23 protein-coding genes are annotated in these 21,143 nt (G+C 59.2%); 15 read left to right on the top strand and 8 right to left on the bottom strand.

Translation table 11 applies throughout. The features are described from left to right. The 6 genes from Q7J58_RS18935 to Q7J58_RS18910 form a co-directional block, all read left to right on the top strand. Positions 1-552 (top strand): tripartite tricarboxylate transporter substrate-binding protein (locus Q7J58_RS18935; protein ID WP_304831171.1); only part of this gene is annotated, 552 nt, incomplete at its 5' end. A gap of 6 nt (positions 553-558) precedes the next feature. Continuing rightward, complete coding sequence (locus tag Q7J58_RS18930; RefSeq protein ID WP_291096929.1) at positions 559-1,338, top strand: SDR family oxidoreductase; 780 nt, start codon at positions 559-561, stop codon at positions 1,336-1,338. A 3-nt stretch (positions 1,339-1,341) separates the two neighbouring features. After that, the gene (locus tag Q7J58_RS18925) at positions 1,342-2,316 is read left to right on the top strand and encodes a PDR/VanB family oxidoreductase (RefSeq protein ID WP_304831170.1); all 975 of its coding nucleotides are present in this window, start codon (positions 1,342-1,344) and stop codon (positions 2,314-2,316) included. A gap of 194 nt (positions 2,317-2,510) precedes the next feature. Beyond that, entirely contained in the window at positions 2,511-2,999 is a 489-nt protein-coding gene (locus tag Q7J58_RS18920) for a tripartite tricarboxylate transporter TctB family protein (RefSeq protein ID WP_304831169.1), read from the top strand. Positions 3,000-3,017: 18 nt separating this feature from the next. Continuing rightward, positions 3,018-4,529 carry a tripartite tricarboxylate transporter permease gene (locus Q7J58_RS18915; protein ID WP_304831168.1) on the top strand — a complete coding sequence of 504 codons (1,512 nt, stop codon included), beginning with the start codon at positions 3,018-3,020 and terminating at the stop codon, positions 4,527-4,529. A 62-nt stretch (positions 4,530-4,591) separates the two neighbouring features. Further along, positions 4,592-5,143, top strand: coding sequence for a hemerythrin domain-containing protein (locus Q7J58_RS18910; RefSeq protein ID WP_304831167.1), 552 nt, complete (start codon positions 4,592-4,594; stop codon positions 5,141-5,143). 359 nt (positions 5,144-5,502) lie between these two features. On the opposite strand, the gene Q7J58_RS18905 is transcribed toward Q7J58_RS18910, so the two are convergent. Then, positions 5,503-6,549 (bottom strand): IS110 family transposase, encoded by a 1,047-nt coding sequence (locus tag Q7J58_RS18905; protein ID WP_304831166.1) that lies wholly within the window; start codon positions 6,547-6,549, stop codon positions 5,503-5,505. A 183-nt stretch (positions 6,550-6,732) separates the two neighbouring features. Continuing rightward, the gene (locus tag Q7J58_RS18900; protein WP_304831165.1) at positions 6,733-7,035 is read right to left on the bottom strand and encodes a hypothetical protein; all 303 of its coding nucleotides are present in this window, start codon (positions 7,033-7,035) and stop codon (positions 6,733-6,735) included. A gap of 242 nt (positions 7,036-7,277) precedes the next feature. On the opposite strand from Q7J58_RS18900, the gene Q7J58_RS18895 reads away from it, so the two are divergent. The 5 genes from Q7J58_RS18895 (at position 7,278) to Q7J58_RS18870 (ending at position 12,201) form a co-directional block, all read left to right on the top strand. Beyond that, a protein-coding gene (locus Q7J58_RS18895; RefSeq protein ID WP_304831164.1) for an IS3 family transposase occupies positions 7,278-8,653 on the top strand; the annotation gives its coding sequence in 2 pieces (ribosomal slippage) (positions 7,278-7,769 and positions 7,772-8,653; 1,374 coding nt in all). 366 nt (positions 8,654-9,019) lie between these two features. Further along, positions 9,020-9,358 (top strand): transposase, encoded by a 339-nt coding sequence (locus Q7J58_RS18885; RefSeq protein WP_304831163.1) that lies wholly within the window; start codon positions 9,020-9,022, stop codon positions 9,356-9,358. Beyond that, positions 9,355-9,687: an IS66 family insertion sequence element accessory protein TnpB gene (tnpB, locus tag Q7J58_RS18880; RefSeq protein ID WP_304831162.1), complete on the top strand. Its 333-nt coding sequence runs from the start codon at positions 9,355-9,357 to the stop codon at positions 9,685-9,687. The genes Q7J58_RS18885 and tnpB overlap by 4 nt, the downstream gene beginning before the upstream one ends. An 80-nt stretch (positions 9,688-9,767) precedes the next feature. After that, positions 9,768-11,306 (top strand): IS66 family transposase, encoded by a 1,539-nt coding sequence (locus Q7J58_RS18875; RefSeq protein WP_304831161.1) that lies wholly within the window; start codon positions 9,768-9,770, stop codon positions 11,304-11,306. Positions 11,307-11,868: 562 nt separating this feature from the next. Continuing rightward, on the top strand, positions 11,869-12,201 hold the full coding sequence (locus Q7J58_RS18870) for a hypothetical protein (protein WP_304831160.1): 333 nt from the start codon (positions 11,869-11,871) through the stop codon (positions 12,199-12,201). An 83-nt stretch (positions 12,202-12,284) separates the two neighbouring features. Here Q7J58_RS18870 and nadC read toward each other — a convergent pair whose 3' ends face one another. From nadC to Q7J58_RS18850, 4 genes are all read right to left on the bottom strand, one after another. Next, a complete protein-coding gene (gene nadC / locus Q7J58_RS18865; RefSeq protein WP_304831159.1) occupies positions 12,285-13,133 on the bottom strand; it encodes a carboxylating nicotinate-nucleotide diphosphorylase in 849 nt (282 codons plus the stop codon). A gap of 21 nt (positions 13,134-13,154) precedes the next feature. Beyond that, a complete protein-coding gene (locus Q7J58_RS18860) occupies positions 13,155-13,610 on the bottom strand; it encodes a hemerythrin domain-containing protein (protein WP_304831158.1) in 456 nt (151 codons plus the stop codon). 63 nt (positions 13,611-13,673) lie between these two features. After that, positions 13,674-14,423 carry a TSUP family transporter gene (locus Q7J58_RS18855; protein WP_304831157.1) on the bottom strand — a complete coding sequence of 250 codons (750 nt, stop codon included), beginning with the start codon at positions 14,421-14,423 and terminating at the stop codon, positions 13,674-13,676. Next, positions 14,423-15,394 (bottom strand): tripartite tricarboxylate transporter substrate binding protein, encoded by a 972-nt coding sequence (locus tag Q7J58_RS18850; protein WP_304831156.1) that lies wholly within the window; start codon positions 15,392-15,394, stop codon positions 14,423-14,425. Before Q7J58_RS18850 ends, Q7J58_RS18855 begins: the two co-directional genes overlap by 1 nt. Before the next feature lie 187 nt (positions 15,395-15,581). Between Q7J58_RS18850 and Q7J58_RS18845 the strand changes: the two genes are divergently transcribed. From Q7J58_RS18845 to Q7J58_RS18835, 3 genes are read left to right on the top strand one after another with little or no spacing between them, the layout of a single operon-like run. After that, positions 15,582-16,544, top strand: coding sequence for a PDR/VanB family oxidoreductase (locus Q7J58_RS18845; protein WP_304831155.1), 963 nt, complete (start codon positions 15,582-15,584; stop codon positions 16,542-16,544). A gap of 8 nt (positions 16,545-16,552) precedes the next feature. Next, entirely contained in the window at positions 16,553-17,758 is a 1,206-nt protein-coding gene (locus Q7J58_RS18840) for a Gfo/Idh/MocA family oxidoreductase (RefSeq protein WP_304831154.1), read from the top strand. Positions 17,759-17,766: 8 nt separating this feature from the next. After that, positions 17,767-18,279, top strand: a complete 513-nt coding sequence (locus tag Q7J58_RS18835) for a MarR family transcriptional regulator (RefSeq protein ID WP_304831153.1) — start codon at positions 17,767-17,769, stop codon at positions 18,277-18,279. A gap of 51 nt (positions 18,280-18,330) precedes the next feature. On the opposite strand, the gene Q7J58_RS18830 is transcribed toward Q7J58_RS18835, so the two are convergent. Continuing rightward, positions 18,331-19,320, bottom strand: a complete 990-nt coding sequence (locus tag Q7J58_RS18830) for an ABC transporter substrate-binding protein (RefSeq protein ID WP_304831152.1) — start codon at positions 19,318-19,320, stop codon at positions 18,331-18,333. 9 nt (positions 19,321-19,329) lie between these two features. Further along, positions 19,330-20,649: a Rieske 2Fe-2S domain-containing protein gene (locus Q7J58_RS18825; protein WP_304831151.1), complete on the bottom strand. Its 1,320-nt coding sequence runs from the start codon at positions 20,647-20,649 to the stop codon at positions 19,330-19,332. Between the two features lie 200 nt (positions 20,650-20,849). Here Q7J58_RS18825 and Q7J58_RS18820 point away from each other — a divergent pair, with 200 nt between their 5' ends. Beyond that, positions 20,850-21,047, top strand: a complete 198-nt coding sequence (locus Q7J58_RS18820) for a DUF2798 domain-containing protein (protein WP_336623510.1) — start codon at positions 20,850-20,852, stop codon at positions 21,045-21,047. Positions 21,048-21,143: the final 96 nt, after the last annotated feature.

The raw sequence follows: 21,143 nt of genomic DNA, 5'->3' as shown, positions 1-21,143 counted from the left end.
GACTTCATCGCCAAGGTCAAGGCTGAACCTGCCCGGTTTTCCTACGGCTCCGTGGCCATGGGCAGTGCTTCGCACCTGACCATGGAGATGATGAAGTCTGCGGCCGGCTTCCACATGACGCACATTCCCTATCGCGGCGCTGGTCCTGCTGTCACCGATCTGATCGCAGGCAACGTACAGGCGGGCTGTTTCGTACCCGGCACCGTGCAGGGGTTCGTGAAGGAAGGCCGTCTCAAGCTGCTGGCCTCCACTGGCCAAAAGCGATTCCCGAGCACGCCGGATGTTCCAACGCTCGCCGAGTCGGGACTCAAGGACTTCGAGGCCACTTCATGGATCGGCTTCCTCGCGCCGCCGGCCACGCCACCGGGAATCATCAATCGTTACAACGAAGAGATAGTTCGCATCCTGAAGTCACCCGAAACACAGAAGCGGTTGCATGAGATGGAGTTCGAGATCGTCGCCAGCAGCCCCAAGGAGTTCAGTGACTGGATTGGCACTGAGATTGGGCGCTGGGGCAAAATCATCAAGAGCACGGGCGCCAAAGCGGAGTGAGCTGAGATGAACACTTCCCGACTGGCGGGGCGCACCGCACTGATCACCGGCGCTGGCGCTGGCATCGGTGCGGCCGCCGCCGCGATTTTCAGCCGCGAAGGTGCGGCTGTACTGATGGTGGATGCGAACACGCAAGCGCTGGAGAGCACGCGCGCATTGATCGAAAAAACGCAGCCCGACGCACGACTAGCGTGCGTGGCGGCCGATGTGGCAGACGAGGCCGCAGCCCTCGCGGCGGTAGCTCAGTGCATCGCGCTCTGGGGCGGGCTGGACATCCTGGTCAACAACGCCGCTATGCGCAATTACAGCGCAGCCGCAGATGCCACTCCCGCCGAATGGCAGGCCATGGTCAATGTCAACTTGGTGGGTATGTCCAACTACTGCCGCGCTGCGTTGCCAGCGCTACGGCACTCCGGCATCGGCAGCATCGTCAACGTCTCCTCGTGCTATGCAGTCACTGGCCGCAAGGGCATGGCGCTGTACGACGCGACCAAGGCAGCGCAGTTGGCCTATACGCGCACGCTGGCCTTCGAAGAGGCACCGTGCGGAGTCCGCGCCAATGCCATCTGCCCCGGTTCGACGTTGACTGACTTCCACCTTGGCCGAGCGAGCAGTGCCGGCAAGAGTGCCGATCAGCTCAGGACCGAGCGCAAAGACACCTCACTGGTCGGCCGCTGGGCCGACCCCGCCGAGATCGCTTGGCCCATCCTCTGGCTCGCGTCCGGCGAGGCCTCGTTCATCACCGGCACCACGCTGATGGTGGATGGCGGCCTGCACATCATGTAAGTCATGGCCACAACTACTCTGCAGGCGCTCGTCTTCCAGATGCGCCACGAAGCCTCGGGCATTATCAGTGTCGAACTACGACCCACCACGCCAGCATCTGCATTTCCCGTTGCCGCCGCCGGCGCGCACGTGGACCTGCACCTAGGCAACGGTCTGGTTCGCAGCTATTCCTTAATCAACCCGGGGGACACACATCGCTACGTTGTGGCGGTGCTCAACGACAGACGCAGCCGGGGCGGGTCACGCTTCGTGCACGAACAGCTTCGCGTTGGGCAGGTGATCACCCTCGGCGGGCCGCGCAACCACTTCCGACTGGACGAGGACGCGCGACACAGCGTGCTACTGGCCGGTGGCATTGGCATTACACCGATCTACGCCATGCTGCAACGCCTCGCGGCGCTAGGGCGCGAGGCGCACCTCGTCTATTGCGCGCGAAGCCGTTCCGAGGCGGCCTTTCTGGCCGAAATCGAGGCAATTGCCAGTGCAAGTGACACCCGGCTTTCGCTGCGATGCCATTTCGACGGCGAGCAAGGCGGACCGCCAGACCTTGAACGCTTGCTCGCCGGCCATCCACCGGACGCACACTTTTATTGCTGCGGCCCCGGGCCCATGCTCGATGCCTACGAACGCGCTTGCGAGCGTTTGGGACAGCACAACGTCCACCTAGAGCGCTTTGCTGCTACCACGACGGCCCCCCCAGCGACACCTGCAAGTGGCTACACGGTAGAACTGCGCAGGAGTGGCCGCACGGTCCAGGTGCCACCCGGCATACCTCTGCTCGACGCGCTCATCGAGGCCGGACTCAACCCCGACCACAGTTGCCGCGAAGGCGTGTGCGGAGCGTGCGAAACCAGGGTTATCTCTGGTGATGTCGATCACCGCGACCAACTGTTGTCCAAACAGGAACGCGCGGCCAACAAGTCCATGATGATCTGTGTCTCATCTTGCCGCTCGGGCTGCCTGGTACTTGACGCCTGAAGTCCAGCACCTCGTTCACAGCAATTTCTCAGTCTTCAGCTGGTGACGCAAGGTCGCTCGCGTGAGGCTCAACCACGCCTTTCCATCTGGTGACTTTGCAAGCCACTCCACGGAGGTCTTTACTGGAAATTCACCTCGACAAGTCACTCCCAAAACAATATTATTAGCAATCTAACTATAATTGGAGGCGTACTGTGGCGTTCGCCAGTCAGAAAGATTTTGTGTCCGGACTCATGTTCATGGCCGTGGGCGGCTCGTTCGCCTGGGGCGCCGTGGACTATGAAATCGGCAATGCCGCCCGCATGGGCCCCGGCTACTTTCCCTTCATGCTCGGCCTCATCCTGGTCTTGCTCGGGGTTCTGGTCACCTTCAACGCCTTCAAGTCCGGCCCGCCCGGGGGTGACAAGATCGGCGCGCTCGCGTGGCGTCCGCTGGTGTTCATCCTCGGAGCCAACCTGCTGTTCGGTGCACTGCTGGTGGGCATTCCCGCCTTCGGCCTGCAGGCGTTCGGCCTGATCGTGGCGATCTTCGGCCTGGTCATCATGGCCGGCTACGCCCGCGAAGGCGCGAAGTTCAAGGAGTCGCTGATCCTGGCCGCCATCCTGGCCGCGGGCAGCTACCTCGCTTTCGTGAAACTGCTGAACCTGCAGTTTCCGGTCCTGCCCTGGTTCCTCGCGAACTGAACACGAGGAGACAAGCACATGGATCTGATCAACAACCTCGCGCTCGGCTTCGGCGTTGCCTTCACCCTGCAGAACCTCGTCTACGCCTTCGTGGGCTGCCTGCTGGGCACGCTCATCGGCGTGCTGCCAGGCATCGGCCCACTGGCCACCATCGCGATGCTGCTGCCCGCCACCTATGGTTTGCCACCGGTGGCGGCGCTGATCATGCTCGCCGGCATTTACTACGGCGCCCAATATGGTGGCTCCACCACCGCCATCCTGGTCAACCTGCCGGGTGAATCGTCCTCGGTCGTGACGGTGATCGACGGGTACCAGATGGCCCGCAAGGGCAGGGCAGGCCCGGCACTGGCTGCGGCCGGCCTGGGTTCGTTCTTCGCTGGTTGCGTCGGCACGCTGATCCTGGCGGGCTTCGCGGCGCCGCTGACCGAACTGGCGCTCGAGTTCGGCCCGGCCGAATACTTCTCGCTGATGATCGTGGGCCTGATCGGTGCCGTGGTGCTGGCTTCCGGCTCCCTGCTCAAGGCCCTGGCCATGATCGTGCTGGGCCTGCTGCTCGGCCTGGTCGGGACCGACGTGAACTCCGGCGTCGCGCGCTACAGCTTCGACATCCCGGAACTCACCGACGGCATCAGCTTCCTGGCCATCGCCATGGGCGTGTTCGGCTACGGTGAAATCATCCAGAACCTGTCGCACCCGGACGAAAAGCGCGAAGTGTTCACCGGCAAGGTCAACGGCATCATGCCCACCGCTGAAGACTTCAAGAACATGATTCCCGCCGTGCTGCGCGGCACCGCGCTGGGTTCGGCGCTGGGCATCCTGCCCGGCGGCGGTGCGCTGCTGTCGGCCTTCACGGCCTACACCATCGAGAAAAAGACCAAACTCAACCCGGGCGAAGTGCCCTTCGGTCAGGGCAACATCCGTGGCGTGGCGGCGCCCGAGTCGGCCAACAACGCTGGTTCGCAAACCTCCTTCATCCCGCTGCTGACGCTGGGCATCCCGCCCAACGCCGTGATGGCGCTGATGGTCGGTGCCATGACCATCCACAACATCCAGCCGGGCCCGCAGGTCATGACCAGCAACCCGGAACTGTTCTGGGGCCTGATCGCCTCCATGTGGATCGGCAACCTGATGCTGGTCGTGCTGAACCTGCCGCTGATCGGCATCTGGATCAAGCTGCTGACCGTGCCCTACAAGTGGCTGTTCCCGGCCATCGTGCTGTTCTGCGCCATCGGCGTGTACTCGACCAACAACAACAGCTTCGACATCTGGATGGTGGCGCTGTTCGGCCTGATCGGTTACGGCTTCATCAAGCTCGGCTGCGAGCCCGCCCCCTTGTTGCTGGGCCTGATCCTGGGTCCGATGATGGAGGAGTATCTGCGCCGTGCACTGTTGATCTCGCGTGGCGACTGGTCGGTGTTCGTCACCCGTCCGCTGTCCGCCAGCCTGCTGGTCGTCGCTGCGATCTTGTTGGCGGTGGTGCTGATGCCCTCGGTCAAGAAAAAGCGCGAAGAGGCTTTTGTTGAGGACTGAAAGTGCCGTAGTACTAGAGGCAATATTTGCGTTTCCCGCAATGACTACATGAGGCTATCAATATGACCGAAATCATAAAATCGAACGACGATTCGCCCCTTGACAATTTTTCCAACTGTCATGAAGGAATTATTTCACATCTTAATGAATTTGGACAAATCACTGACCTTATTAAAGCCGCAACAAGTGCTCGCAAGATTGCCGACGATACCGTCACATTTTTCAGAGTCGCTGTATTTGATCATCACGCAGAAGAAGAAAGAGATCTATTTCCTGCAGTCCTTGCCAATGCAAAGCCTGGCGAGGAGCAGTCCGTCGTGCAGATGATGATCGACGGACTTATAGCAGAGCACCGCGAGATCGAATCCCAGTGGAGTCGTATAGAACCGAAGCTTGTGAAACTTGCCAAAGGGCACCTCATCGAAATCGATGTCACGGCTGTTCAACGGCTCGTGACTCAATACACGGCACATGCTAGACTGGAAGAGCGCGAATTCTTACCTCTAGCAGAAAAGATCCTTGGTCGGAAAGATCCCGAATTGGCGACGCTTGGACTCGCTCTACACACACGCCACGTCATTCGTGCAGCTCGTCGCGGCTTACGGGGCTCCTAAATGCAGAATGACGAAACCCAAAAAGCCACGAGGATGAAAAATCCAACAAGCATGTGAAGTCCCCTTGAAAACCTGAACCACCTACATGGTCCGCCCAAGGAGAACAAGTTTTCGGCGTTGTGATTTTCTGAAAGGTTTGCTGCCTTACATTCGGGCTGTTTTTGCAGTCGGTGCTGCTGCCCATGATGGCTGTTCGCGGTTGGAGCTCCTACCTCGGGGCTGTACTCAAGGTACTGGCGGTTCATCGGAATCTCTTCAACCCGGTTTGACCTTCATCCCATCACTTCGCTTCTTGCAGGTTCTCCTTCAAAACGGTTCTGGTCAGTCGCTTGCCGGCTTGATGCTCAACCGGTCGTTGATCAGTGGCTCGCATTCTCCAGTGGATGCCACTTGACCAGCTCAAAGGCCGCTCCTTTTGCCAGGACTGCCCACGCTGTGCGGGCTATTTTGTTGGCCAGTGCGACAACCGCTACGTTGTAGTGGCGCCTCTCCAGCAGCCGTGTGATCCAGCTCGATCTCTCCGCTCTGGCAATCACGGCTCTGGCGCCCGCAATCAGCAGGGTACGCAAGTAGGTGTCGCCGCGCTTGGAGATGCCCAGTTGTTGTGTCTTGCCCCCGGTGCCCACCTGTCGTGGTGTCAGGCCTACCCATGATGCAAATTGGCGCGCAGATTTGAACGTCGAGAAGTTGCCCACGGCTGCCACCAAAGCGGAGGCCGTTAAGTCTCCGATGCCCGGGATTTGCTGGATCGCCTGCATATGCCGGTCCTCGCGAATCATGGCACGCAGCCGCTGACCAAGGTGGTCGATGTCCTCTTGCAAGGCGTCAATGCGTTTGAGTTGTTCCTGCACGCTGACGACCAGATCGGCAGGCAACTGGTCCTCTTGTTGTGCCTTGGCCAACTCGCCATGGATCGTCTTGAGCAACTGGTTGTGCCCCACTGGCAATGCAACTCCAAACTCGCCAAGAATGCCGCGTAGCGCATTGGTTTGCATGATGCGAATCTTCATGAGTTGGCGGCGCATTCCGTGCAGGGACATGCAGGCCTGCTGGCGCTCTGTCTTGACGGGCACCTCTTTGATGTGGGGTTGCTGGGCGGCTACCCAGATCGCTTGCGCGTCCATGGCGTCTGTCTTGTCGCGCAGCAAGAAGGCTTTGACGTGCTGGGCCGGCAGCAGCTTGGCCTGGTGACCCAGTGAGCGGATGGTTCGTGCCCAGTGATGGGCGCTCCCACATGCTTCCATCGCGACCAGACTCGGCGCGCACTTGGCAAAAAACTCGGTGAGCTTGGCGCGTTTGACCTGCCGACGCTGGATCTCGCCAGTCTCTACATCGACGATGTGAAGTTGGAAAACGGTCTTGGCCAAATCCAGGCCAATGACGGGCAGATTTGAAGTAGATTGCATGGTGGGGCCTCCAAATTAGGTGGTTGCTCGAACCTCCACTTTGGCACTCTGATGCCGTTTCTGCGAGGCCCCACCCAACTCTGATGGCAGTCTCACTTCAGCAGCAGCGCTGTAGGTGGGCGGACCATGCCATCTCGGGGGTAGAGAATTCCCTCAGTTCCCCAACCTCTACTTTTGATTTGCTTAGGAAACCGAGGGGACTTCAACCACGGCGCACCGGGCTGCTGCCGTTACCGACCAGGTAATCGTGGTGGTGGCACTGGCACGCTGGACCTCGATGCGGATGAACTGACCATCGCCGCTAGCTTGCGTTAGAGCGGTGGCCATAGGCTGCGCAATGTGGTCATCGGCAACCACCGCTGGAATCGACAGCGGCACAAAGGCTGGCCTTTGTGGCTTTCCCTGTTCGCACTCCAAGTGTTGCTCATGCAACCAGCGGTGCACCATGTTCGGATGCGGGCCATGGCTCAAGGCCACGCCGGACACTGAGGCTCCGGGTTCACGGGTCTGAGCCAGAACCGACGCCTAGAAAGCGGTGCTGTACTCGCGCCGCAGCCGGCGATCAATCGTTCCATCGTCTCCACGATCTCCTTCGTGGGGACGATCCTCGATTACCGCTCTCGATTCAAGATGGGTTCACCGGACGCATACTCTTCTTGGCTTCATTCATGGTGTCCACCTAAATCATGATCTGACCCCCGAAACCTGGACGAATTCGAGGAATCGAAGTGACCAGGTACACAGAGAAACAGAAGCTTGCTGCCGTCACGGCCTACCGGAAGGGCGCTGGCGGCTTGCGTGCCACCGCCAGCGCGCACGACGTCGGCGTTGATTCGCTGAGGGCGTGGATCGCCGCGTACGAGGCCAATGGGAAAGCTGGTCTGGTGGCGAAAAGGCGCGTCATCTACGATCTCGACTTCAAGCTCGAGGTCCTGCGCCGGATGCAGGATGAGGGTCTGTCGTGCAGGCAGGTTGCGGCCCTCTTCAACATCCGGCGCCTCGACCTGGTAGCGGAGTGGAGCCGGTTGTACGCCGCTCATGGGGCGGCAGCTTTGCAGCCTGGCTGGAAATGGGAACAGACGAGGATGAGCAAGCCGCCGAGCAGGCACGATGACCGCGAGGCGGTGACGAACGACCAACGCAGCCGCGAAGAGTTGCTACGCGATCTCCAGCAACTGCGCGCGGAGAATGCTTACCTAAAAAAAGTGCAGGCCTTGGCTCGAACCAAGTCGCGCTCGGCGCCCGTGAAAGGACGTTGATCGTGCTCGAGTTGAGGCCGCACTTCCCTCTTGCCGATCTGCTGCGCGCTGCTGAGCTGGCGCGCAGCAGCTTCTACTACCAGCTGAAGGCTCTCCGCACGGGTGACAAACACTGCGACCTGAAAGCGAAGATCCGCGAGATCTTCAACCGTCACAAAGGCCGATATGGCTATCGACGGGTCACCGCTGAGCTGCGCCAGCAAGGTCTCGTCGTCAACCACAAGACGGTCCAAAAGCTGATGGTCGAGATGCAGCTGAAGTCGCTGGTCCGCCCAAAACGCTACAAGGCCTATGACGGCGCAGCTTCCGAGACGGCCCCGGACCGCTTGGAGCGCGACTTCACGGCTGATGAGCCCAATCAGAAGTGGGTGACCGATGTGACCGAGTTCAAGGTGAACAACCAGAAGCTGTACCTGTCGCCGGTGATGGATCTCTACAACCGCGAGATCGTGTCGTACGAGATTGCAGAGCGTCCACTGCCGGTCATGATCAAGAACATGCTCACCAAGGCGTTCAACCGGCTCGACTCAGGCCAGCGACCGATCCTGCATTCGGACCAAGGGTGGCAGTACCGCATGCCCGCGTACCGCCGACGCCTGCATCAAAGCGGGGTCGTCCAGAGCATGTCGCGGAAGGGCAACTGCTATGACAACGCAGCCATGGAGAGCTTCTTCGGAACGCTGAAGTGCGAGCTGTTCCATCTCAACAAGTTCGACACCACCGAGACGTTGAAGGACGCCCTTCACGACTACATTCGCTACTACAACGTGGATCGCATCAAGATCGGGCTCGGAGGCCTGAGCCCAGTGGCGTACAGGATGCAGGCCGCCGCGGCGCCCGCATGAAACCATAACTGTCCAAGGTTTGGGGGTCGGTTCAATCACTTGTTGGACACCAACGTTGCCGCTTAAACCAATCTCTTCAAGGGTGGGATGGCCGTGCGCTTACGTCAATCTGGCCAAGTATCTGATCCAGGTTCACGCGGTGGATGCCGCAGGCAAGGTGGTAACCAGTCGCGCCTTGAAACGCGAGAAGTTCCTGCTCTGGTGCACGGGTCTGCCGACAGGCTGCCTGATTGCGATGGAGGCCTGCAGTGGATCTCATCACTGGAGCCGCAAGCTGATTGAGCGTAAGCGTCCGGCCATCCCACCCTTGAGGTCGGCGGCATAAGCGGCAACGATGGCGTCCACCAAACGAGATAGGTGGACACCATGACCGAAGCCAAGAACAAGACCCGTCGGCGCCACAGCGCCGAGCTCAAGCAGCAGATCCTGGCCGAGTGCGCCCAGCCCGGCGCCTCGGTGGCCAGCGTGGCCCTCTCGCACGGCATCAATGCCAACGTCGTGCACAAATGGCGCCGCATGGTCCATGTCCCGAGCACGGATCTGCAGTTGCCCACGTTCGTACCTGTGGCGCTGCCCCAGGCGAGCTGCGCTCCTGCCGCTGACATCCGCGTGGAATTGCGCCGTGGCGCCACCAGCGTGACGTTGACCTGGCCGGTGGCAGCGGCCGAGCACTGCGCGGCCTGGATGCGGGACCTGCTCAAGTGATCCGCATCGACGCCCTGTGGCTGGCCACCGAGCCGCTGGACATGCGTGCCGGAACAGAGTCGGCCCTGGCCCGCGTGGTGGCTGTCTTCGGTGCTGCGCGCCCACACCACGCCTACCTGTTTGCCAACCGGCGTGCCAACCGCATGAAGGTCCTGGTGCACGATGGCATCGGGGTGTGGCTGGCAGCTCGGCGCCTGAACAGCGGCAAGTTCGTCTGGCCGCGTGAGGGGGCATTGACCGCCACGCTCAGCCGTTCGCAGTTCGATGCCCTGGTGCTGGGCCTGCCTTGGCAACGCCTGGGCGATGGTGGTGTCATCACCGTGATCTGACGCTGGTCTGTGCGCACGTACTTGCCAATTGGGGCATGCGCCAATGGTGCGGCTGCACTGGCGCAGGCACAGTCCTACCCATGGTGGTCGAGCCGCAATCGCTTGAGAGTCTGAGTGCAGAGCAACTGCGCTGTGCACTGCTCTCCATGCTGCAGGCGGCCGCCGCCAAGGACAAGGAGCTGGCCTTCAAGCAGGCCATCATCGACAAGCTCACCCACGAGAACGCGCTCTTGAAGCGCATGAAGTTCGCGGCACAGTCCGAGCGCTTCAGCCCCGAACAGAAGAGCCTGCTCGAAGATGAGATCGAGGCCAACCTGGCGGCCGTGGCCAGCGAGATCGATGCTCTGTCGCAGACACAAACGTCGGCCACCCCCGAGAAGAGGCAAGCCAAACGGCTGCCGCTGTCGGCGCACCTGCCGCGCCGCGAGATTTGCCACGAACCTGTGTCTACCACCTGCGCGTGTGGCTGCCAGATGAAACGCGTGGGCGAGGACGTGGCCGAGAAGCTGGACTACGTGCCAGGCGTCTTCAGCGTCGAGCGCCACATCCGCGGCAAATGGGCCTGTGCCAAGTGCGAGACCATTCAACAGGCGCCGGTCGAGGCTCATGTCATTGACAAGGGCATCCCCACCACCGGCCTGCTGGCCCAGGTGCTGGTGGGCAAATACGCCGATCACCTGCCGCTGTACCGCCAGGAAGTGATCTTCGGCCGCGCCGGCCTGGCCATCCCCCGCTCGACGCTGGCGCAGTGGGTGGGCACCTGCGGGGTGCGGCTGCAGCCGCTGGTCGATGCCTTGAGGAGCGAGATCCTCGGCCACCGGGTGCTGCACGCCGACGAAACACCGGTGGCCATGCTCAAGCCCGGCGAGGGCAAGACGCACCGCGCTTATCTCTGGGCCTATGCGCCCGGGGCGTTAGAAGACATGAAGGCCGTGGTTTATGACTTCTGCGAGTCCCGCTCGGGCGAGCATGCCCGGCGCTTCCTTGGAGAGTGGAAGGGCAGCCTGACCTGCGACGACTTCAGTGGCTACAAGGCTCTGATCGCCAGTGGCGTGACCGAGGTGGGCTGTCTGGCCCATGCCCGGCGCAAGTTCTTCGATCTGAACGCGGCCAACCAGAGCCAGATCGCCGAATTTGCCCTGCAGCAGTTCACCCGGGTCTATGACATCGAGCGCGAGGTCAAAGAACTGGGCACCGAGAAACGGCAAATCGTTCGGCAGCAGCAGACCCGACCGATTCTCGATGCCCTGCTTAACTGGATGACGCTTCAACGGCGCCAGGTACCCGACGGATCGGCAACCGCCAAAGCGCTGGACTACAGCCTGCGGCGCTGGGAGGCGCTGACCCGATTCGTCAGTGACGGCCAGTTGCCGATTGATAACAATTGGATCGAGAACCAGATCCGGCCCATTGCCATCGGTCGCAACAATTGGCTGTTTGCTGGCAGCCTGCGCGCGGGTCAGCGGGCGGCTGCCGTCATGAGCCTGATCCAGTCGGCGCGTATGAACGGGCACGACCCGTATGCCTATCTCAAGGATGTGCTCACGCGGCTGCCCACGCACAAGGCCAGCCGCATCGACGAACTCTTGCCGCACCGCTGGCAGCCCACTGACATCTGATCGTCAGACAGGACCGTCGGCGGCGGTCAACATGGGTTCGCCGGACGCTTACGATTGAGCGCGGCTTCGACGCCCGGATCATTCCGGGATCGTCTGTAGCTCCCAACCGGATACAGGGGCGCAGGGGCAAGAACGATGCAAACGATGTTTCTACCGCCTGCGAATCAGCGTCCAGACCCCACATGAACTTTGTCCCCACCAAAACACTGGCCCAACAAGGCATGCTCTGCGTACACAGGCTGGGGAAGAGGGCCTCAAGGAAAGATCTCCTGCACTAGTCGCATTCGCGGCCTGCTGGCAGAGTTCGGCGTTGTGTTGCCGCAGGGCCCGGAGGTGTTGGGCCTGCATCTGAGCGACATCGTTGAAGATACGAGCAATGACATTGCCGTCGTGGCTCGTCTTATCTTGTCTTGCAACGAGCACAAGACCACTGGCGCGAGTTGGATGCACGCATCAAGCCTTATGAGATGTATTTATCCAGCCCTTTCAGCAAACAGCCATCAAAGCGCGAAATATGTAGAAGATGAAATCAAGATCTCGGATCACCTGCCTGCGAACCCACTTGCAGAACAAAATTCCGCTCAACCTCTGTGACGCCATCGACCAACCTATGAACCTTAGAGAAAAGCCTGCTTCCATGATTGGTCAGAAAAACCCCCCTCGCACTACGCGTCATAAGTTCAGCCCCGATTCGAAGCTCCAACCTCTTAAGACGTCTGCTCAAAGCCGGTTGTGCAATCTCAAGGTACTCGGCCGCCTTGGAAAGGCTGCCAAGTTTTGCTGCCACAACAAAAATCCGAAGATCATCAAACACCAAAACAGTTTTCATTCCAGCCATATCAATGGAAGCTCTTACGAAGAAGACGCGACTACAATTAAATTAAAAACCAAATGATCTTTTTCAGCACTCAAAAACCGTCAAACACGAAAAGCCGCCAAACATGCCAATAGAAAATCAAAAATGGAACCACAATAAAATCACTCGACAGGCTTCTCTTGAAATCTCATTGAAAAATCAACAGCCTTAACATCCTTAATCAAGGCTCCAACAGAAATCCGGTCCACGCCTGTTTCAGCGTATTCACGCAAGTTTTCATACGTGACCCCTCCCGAAATTTCGAGGCTACAGCGACCGCCGGCCATTTCCACCGCCGTCCTGATATCAACAAGGGACATGTTGTCCAACAACACCATCGTCACTCCCGCGGCCAGAGCCTCCTCCAATTGACGGATAGTCTCCACCTCGACTTGGATGAATGAGACGGGTGACGTTGTTTCCTGCGCGGCCTTGAATGCAGCAGTGAGGCCCCCTGCTGCTGCAATATGGTTTTCTTTGATCAAGATCGCATCAAAGAGCCCCATCCTGTGGTTTTTTCCTCCGCCACAGCGAACGGCGTACTTTTCGGCGGCACGCAGACCAGGAATGGTTTTTCTCGTGTCCAGAACACTCGCTGCAGTTCCCTCGACCGCCTTGACATGGGCCGCTGTCTTAGTGGCCACGGCGCTGAGTGTTTGCATCCAGTTGAGGCATGTGCGTTCAGCCGTCAGCAACTCGCGCGCTTTACCTTCGATTTCCACAATTTTCTGGCCGGCTTCGCATCGATCACCATCGCTCAGCAGCCAGGTGGCCCGTGAGCCTGGCGCCACCTGTCTAAGTACCTCTGTAACCCACGGGCGTCCGCAGATCACGGCAGAGTCTCGGCAAATAATGGTGGCCCGTGCCTGGCGATCCGCAGGCACCAAGGCGGCCGTCAGGTCACCTGTACCCACGTCTTCCCTCAATGCGCGCTCGACATCTTCGCGAACTTGTTCTTCAAAGGTATTCATCAGAAAATAAATCCAGTTAACTCAAACAGAATCGATGGGAAGCTCGGTGCTTTTGATGTTGCGCCGCAAGATGACGGGTTTTCCACCCAAGGTTCGCTTGCACATCCAATGCGCCAAGGCAGAGTCAAGGTAATCTGCGTGCCCTGGAAACCAGGCAGCAAGCTCATTCCCCAATTGCCGACAAACGGCCACATTGCCGATCGCCAACTGCTGCTTGACCTCATGAATGGACTTCAGGACGGCTGCATGTTCGTTAATATGGCACTCACTGGCAGGAAAATCGCTTTCAAGCATCCAGCGATCTTCCTGTTCAAAGTGCGCCTGGCAGTGTTGAAGCAAAACCCCCAACACTCTATCCAAGTCAGAATCTGCGGCTTGCTGTAAAGCGGCCACAAATTCAACAAACTCTTGGTGTACTTGGTCCATCGGATTGAATCCGAGAAGATAGCCATCACTCCAACTAATTGATGCATTCATTGAGCACTCCTGTCGTCTGGTTTCTTCTTCAGCCTTACGTGGTACTGCCGCACACATTGCGGCTTATTTCATCAGAAGCAGCAAAGACAGCGCCACCAACAAACTCAGCAATAGATGCCGAAATACTTTGTCGCTCAGTCGATGACGGATCGTCCTACCGATTTGCAAACCGACAAACATAGGGATCAGCGCAAGACAAGACAGTCCGACCTCCGAAAAACCGAACCGCCCATACAACAGCATGGCGCCATACATTGGTACTGCACCAATCAGGTAGATGATGCTGATGGAACCAACAAACTCTTCCCGACGAAGCCTGAGAGCCAGGAGATAAGTGATCAGTATCGGACCGGTGAGGGAGGAAACGCCGGCCATCGCGCCGGCAATCACACCCACCAACGGCCCCATCCAGCGCTCCTTCTGACGATCAATGTTGAATGATGTCCCGAGCAGCATCATTCCCACCGCCGCCATCACGACCAGCGCCAGCAACATGTTGAACCCCTGCACAGAGAGGTTCCTGGTGAAGTGGATCGCAGCAATCGTCGCGACAAACTGACCAACCAGCAACCCACCGAAGCGCTGAAATCCCTCACGCAGTTTCTGTCCCTCTATGGACTGCCATAGGTTGGAGAGCAGAACCGGCATGACGAGCAGCCCCATCGCTTTGGGCGCTGGCAGAAGAAGCGACAGCAAGGGAACCACGACGAGCGGCAAACCCACCCCAAGGGTTCCCTTGACCACGCCCCCGAGCACCACGGCGCCAATGCAAGCGATCCAAAGTGCCATAGAAGGCATGGCATCTTGAAACATCACTCGGCTTTGAGTTCCGCGTGTTTGCCCGCCTTTGCCATGGCTTGGTTCTCCTGCTCAATGACTTTGCGGTAGGCGTCGCCATTGGCACCGACGGACTCGATACCGGCGGTCTGGAACTTCTCGACGACGTCCGGCAATTTCACGATCTGAGCGATTTCATCGGAGATCCTCTTGGAAATCTCTGACGGCGTGCCGGTGCGGGCGAGCACCCCTACGCTGACAGAAAAGTCAAAGCCTGGGATCGTTTCAGTGATCGATGGCACATCGGGCACGGACGCCGAGCGCTTGGCCGCGTTGCTGGCCAGCAAAACAACTTGACCGCTTTTCACAAAACCCTGCATGGACGGCAACGCGGCAAACAAGACGTCCACCTGTCCACCGACCAATGCCGGCACAGACTGACTCGAACCGCGGAAGGGGACGTGAACCAGAGACAAACCGAGATCCGCCTTCATAGCTTCCATCGTGAGGTGGTGCGTGCTTCCGATCCCCGACGACCCATAGGTGAAGGCACCAGGCTCCTTTTTAGCGCGCGCGACAAACTCCTGGAAAGTCTTGACGCCGGTCTTAGGGTGCGCCACCAGGAACAAGGGCGAGCGTGCAATCAGCGATACGGCCTGAAGGTCCTGTCCGACCGCGTACTTAGCGGCCTTGTTGATCTGCGGTGTGATCGAAAGCATGGAGCCATCGGAAACGATGAAGCTGTAACCATCGGCAGGCAACGCGGTCAGGGTCTGAACCGAGACGATACCGTTGCCCCCCGGTTTGTTCTCTACCACGAAGCCCTGCTTCATGCGCTCGGAAAGCTTTTGGGCAATGACACGCGCCACCGTGTCTGGCAGGCCGCCCGGTGCATAAGGCACGATGAACTTGACTGGACGGTTGGGGTAGTCGCCAGCCTGTGCCAGCACGGCACCAGATGCAAGGAGCGCGCTCATGGCAAGTGCTGCAAGGATTCGTCGTTTCATGGTTTGTCTCCGTAAGTGAGGTTGATGAGATGAAGAAAGCAGAACAGCATCTGTGCACCCCTTTTTAGGGGAGATGCGTGACTGCTTGTTTTTTCTTAGAAATCTAAGATAATTGATTTTTCCCACTTGCTTGATCTTTGTCAAGAGTAGGTACCCATCAACTTCGCTGCGTAGAAACACTTACACCATGACTGCAAACGAGACAATGCACCCCCTCCTCATCACTCGAAAGGAGGTCATCGCCAAGGACGTCTTTCTCTTCGAGTTGAAGTCTCCGGACGCGTCACCGCTGCCCAGCTTCACGGCCGGGGCTCACATCGCGGTCCAGGTGCCCAATGGCTCTATGCGCCACTACTCGCTGTGCAGCGACCCTGGCCGAACAGACCTTTATCAACTCGCGGTCAAACGCGAAGATGACGGCAGGGGGGGCTCCAAGAGCTTGATCGACGAGGCGAACGTCGGCGACACGCTTCTGACCGGCACCCCCAGCAATCTGTTCGAGCTCAGCGAAAAGGCCAAGAGCTTCATCCTCGTGGCCGGTGGCATCGGCATCACACCCATGCGAGCGATGATTCACACCCTCGAAGCCGAAGGCATAAGGAGCTTCAAGCTCTACTACCTTGCACGCACGCCAGAATCGGCCGCCTTCCTGGACGAACTGAGTGCCCCCGAACTGAAGGGGAAGGTCGCCATCCACCACACTTACGGCGACCCGTCAAAAACCTTCGATCTCTGGTCTGTCTTCGAGAAACCTGTCGCTGGCACGCATGTCTATTGCTGCGGCTCCAAGCGACTGATGGATGAAGTCAAGGATATGACGGGTCATTGGGCCAGCAGTGCCGTGCACTTCGAGAGCTTCGGAGCTGATACGAAACCGCACCCCGACGACAAGCGCTTCGAAGTCGAATTGGCCAGAACGGGCATGAAGATCCTCGTGCCAGCCAACCGAAGCATCCTGGATACCCTGCGCGAGCATTCCATTCGAGTGCCCAGTTCTTGTGAGAGTGGAACGTGCGGCTCTTGCAAGGTGCGGCTGCTCAAAGGCGAAGCTGACCATCGGGACCTGGCCCTTCTCCCTGAGGAGCAGGAGGACCACATCATGGTGTGCGTCTCCAGAGCGAAGTCGGACACCTTGGTGCTTGACCTGTGAGCCCCTCAGTGAATCCCCACAAGCAGCCCATCAGGCTCGGTGTCCTGGGTCTTGGCCGCGCATTCACCCTGATGATTCCGACGCTCAGCAGGGATCCGCGCGTCGCGCTGGCCGCCTGCTTCGATCCGAATGCTGGTGCCACCGCAGCCTTTGCCAAAGCGTTTGGCGGGGTGGCGCACACATCGGCCGAAGCGCTTTGCGCCGATCCGAACGTTGAATGGATCTACGTCGCCACACCGCATCAGCTGCATGAGGAGCATGTGCGACTCGCGGCGAGCCAAGGCAAGCACGTCCTGGTCGAGAAACCCATGGCTTTGTCGCTTGCAGCATGCGCCCGCATGCAGGCCGCTTGCGAACAGGCGGGCACGCAGATGATTGTTGGCCACAGCCACAGCTTCAACGCGCCCGTATCGCATGCCAAGGCACTCATCGAGTCAGGTCAATGGGGCCGTGTCTGCATGATTCACGCCATGAACTTCACGGATTTTCTCTACCGTCCCAGGCGTCCGGAAGAATTGGATACAGCGAAGGGCGGTGGCGTCGTCTTCAGTCAGGCCGCGCACCAAGTCGATATTGTCCGGCTGCTGGCGGGCGGTGACGTCAGTTCCGTTTATGCAAGAACCGGATCATGGGACCCGACACGGCCCACCGAAGGTGCGTACACCGCGATACTGAACTTCCGCTCAGGCGCGTTTGCCAACGTGACCTACAACGGCTACGGCTTCTTTGACAGTGACCCGTGGATGGCGGGCATCGGGGAAATGGGCTGGCCCAAAGACGTCAACACCCATCGGCTAACCCGGGAAAAGCACCTGGCGACGAAGGACGAGGCGGCCGAGGCCCGCCGGAAGGCCAGTCGGAACTTTGGTGGCCAGGACTATGCGCCGGACGTTCGGCCATCGCCCGCCGCCTTTCAACACTTCGGCCCGGTCATCGTCAGCTGCGAGCATGCCGATCTGCGTTTGACTCCTTACGGCGTGGAGATTCACGACACCCATGGCGTGTGCCTGGAGGCCCCGCAGCGCGGACCGGTGCCTCGCTTTGAGGTTGTGGACGAGTTGTGGTCGGTGGCCCGAGATGGGAGCCCTCCAGTCCACTCAGGGGCGTGGTCCGCAGCAACGATGGAGGTCTGTCTGGCGATTCTCGAATCGGGCAAGAAAAGAGAAGCTATCATTCTGGAACATCAAGTCCCAGTCCCGCCGCTTCGGCTTTGACGCCTCCAATGAGCGAAAAATCCATAGACACCCGGAACCTGCTTAGCCACTGGCGAGAATCCGTCCCCAATGATCGCCTTGCCCATTTGGTGCGAGACGTCGCACGTGCGCAGATGCGAGCGCTCCAGCATCGATTGACCCCGTTTGGCGTCTCATTCGGTCACTGGTCGTTTCTGAGGATTCTGTGGAGCCGTGACGGACTGACCCAAAAGGAACTGAGTGATCTGGCTGGCGTGATGGAACCCACGACGTTCACTGCGGTCAAGGCCATGGAGAAGATGGGCTTCATCGAGCGCAGGCATTTGCCTGGCAACAAGAAGAACATGCATGTGTACCTGACGGAGTCGGGCCGCTCATTGGAAAGGGTACTTGTTCCTTTGGCCGAGGAAGTCAACCACATCAGCGCGAAGGGACTACCGGATCGCACGATTTCAGTTGTTAGAAATGCACTCGTCCAGATGATCGAGAATCTTGCCCAAGAAGAAGCCCGCGTCGATGCGAGCATCAACGCGGGCTGTTAGCAGGCGCCTTCCAAACCGATCTCCGGCAGGGTTTGCCGGAGGAAAGCAACCTCAAATACTGTAGCTTTCGTAGGTCGACGGGTCGAAGAGCTCGTCTAACCCCACCCTCCGGCATGACAGCCCCTGCGCATGATGGTGATGCAGGAACGCCTCGAGAGTCTTTCGATTCGGCCCTACGCCATAGGACCAGAAGTCCTGTCCCAGCGTTTCACGCGCTGCCTTGAGCTGTTCCTCCACAAACGGCAGGGTCACCTTGGTGGCCGAGGTGTCCGCCAGCAGTTCCAGGGCTTTCGCCTTGGATTCGCTGAATGCCTTGAACACAGCGCCCGGCAGCCAGCGGTTCTGTTCTGCCAACTCCTTGCGGATGCCCACCACGTGCATGATCGGAAAGATGCCCGTTCGCTTGTAGTAGTCCTTGGCCACCGCCGTCGGGTCGTCGAAAAGCCAGGCCACATCCGGGTTGGTCAGCGCGGCACCACTGGGTGGCCTTGGCGCAATGAATGCGTCAATTTCGCCCGTGTTCAGCATGTCCGAGATGGTCCGCATCTCCGGGGCCGCTTCAACCTTCACACCTGCAGGCAACTCCAGCTTGATCTTCTCCGGGCGCCCGGGCGTGTCAATCCCGCCCCTGACCCAGGTCACATCCTCCGGTCGTATCCCGTAGTCATCCTGCAGGATCGAGCGCGCCCACACGATCGCCGTCAGCTGGTACTCCGGCACCCCGATTCGGCAACCCTTGAGGTCCTCCGGCTTGCGGATGCGGTCCTTCCGCACGTAGATGGACGTGTGGCGAAAGGCACGTGACAGGAACACCGGAACCCCGATGTAAGGGCTCTCGCCCTTGGCGTGCTTCACCAGATAGCTGGAGAAAGACAGCTCGGTGATATCGAAGTCTCGGCTCCGCATGGCCCGAAAGAACATCTCCTCCGGGTTCAGCAGCATGTACACCGGGTCGCATCCATCAATTTGAACACGCCCGTCGTACAAGGCCCGATTGCGGTCGTAGTCACCCATGGCGACTGATAGTCGTAGCTTGGTCATCAAGTCAGCTCAGGCAGTGACAACATAAGAACGGTCCATCTCTGGATTATCCTGACCCTCAAGCCAGACATAGCTCGTCTCGTAAGCGCGCCAGTCCACGGTCTTTGGAATGACTCCCTGGAACGAGCACACTTCATTCGGAATGCGGTTCTCACCACCACCGATGACTTCGCCACTCTTCTGGAACGCCTGAACCGCCTCGACCATCTGCTTGCGGAACTCGACGATGGCCATGTCGCTGGCTCCAAGGCGGTCGTGACTTCTGTCGGCGATCTTGCCCATGGTGATCCACATGGCCATGTCCTGATTCGGAATGCCGGAAATGCCGGTGAAGTTGCCACTCTTCATCGCTTGGCGGTCCTGCCAGTACCTGTTCTCGTAGTTGCGCAGCGGACGGTACTGCTCATCCAGATCGACGCCGACCGTCTGGCCCAGGAATTTGCGCCAAGTGGCCGTCTCAGGGGTCTGCGAAGGATGGCCCCAGCCGATGAAGTAGAAGCAGGTGTTGGTATCGTCCACTGGCACATTCACGTTCGCCACGTTGTACAGGTTGTTCGGTGGAATCAGCACCGTCCAAGGCGCAACGAACACCGTCGTGCGCACGTAGTCGTGCGTCTGGGCATTGAAGATGGGGCGCCGCACTGCGGCATACCGGAAGCCGAACTTCGCGCGCTGCACCTGCATCCGCGGCGCCTTGTCGGTGGACGGACGCAGCCAGTTCTTGTCGGTGGCTTTCGCACCATCGACACGTGCAGGAACCATGTCCGAACTGTGCAGGCTCGAGCTGTGCGCCGAATCGATCGCACCTTCCAGAATCTGTGCCCAGTTCACGGGGATGATCACCTTGGCGACGCTCACCCGTGTTTCCGCAGTGGGCGCCCAGCGGGGTGGCTCAAACTCCGGCATGGTTTCGGCCGCACCCATGTAGGCCCAGACAAAGCCGCCCCATTCCTTGGTGGGGTATGCCTTGTGTTTGACTTTTTCCAGCATGCCACTGGCTTCCGGCTCGGAGGACATCTCGGTGACATTGCCCGCCACGTCCATCTTCCAGCCGTGATATAGGCAGCGCAAGCCACCCTCCTCGTTCCGGCCGAACACCAAGGATGCCCTGCGATGGGGACAGTACTCGTCCATCACGCCGACTTGCCCATCGGTGTTTCTGAACACCACGAGGTCTTCGCCGAGGATCCGTGCTTTGACAGGGGTTCCGTCAGGCTCCGACACCTCTTCGATCAGACAGATCGGAACCCAGTGTCGACGCATCAGATGCCCCATCGGGGCACCGTTTTCAACGCGGCACAGCAGATCGTTTTCTTCATGCGTAATCATGGAACTCTCCTGTAAGGATGGGTAAGTGCAAGAAGGCACTGCGCCGCAGTATACTTCGATATCTAAGTATTTTTTTAAGGGTTATCCCTTGCCACATCCTCTGCACTGTCTCTTCGTCTCGCCAACCACCTAGGGTGAAGGCCCTCTACAGCATGAGAAAGCTTCCATACAAATTTAGTTCTCTCGCATTTGCGTTCTACATGGCAACCATCATCGCCTTCATGATGTGTCTGCTCCTAACGGCCATCAACACCGGAATCGACGCTCGGTTCATTCAACGGGTACGTGGTACCTATGAGATAGCAATGCCAGTGGCCTTCGCATGCGTCATCTTGGTACGTCCGCTTGTCCTCTATCTCGTATCAAAGACCGTGGCCACGAAAACAGGTGACATCTGATAGGACTCGGACATCATCTGAACACAGCCAAATTCAGACGCAGTCACCATCAGAAGGTACAGCCGGCAACTGCGATGACTGCGCGTTCAGTGCTGT

The sequence above is a fragment of the Hydrogenophaga sp. genome (genome assembly GCF_030656115.1).
Classification (GTDB): domain Bacteria; phylum Pseudomonadota; class Gammaproteobacteria; order Burkholderiales; family Burkholderiaceae_C; genus Hydrogenophaga.
This window is presented reverse-complemented; position numbering and strand designations above follow the sequence as displayed.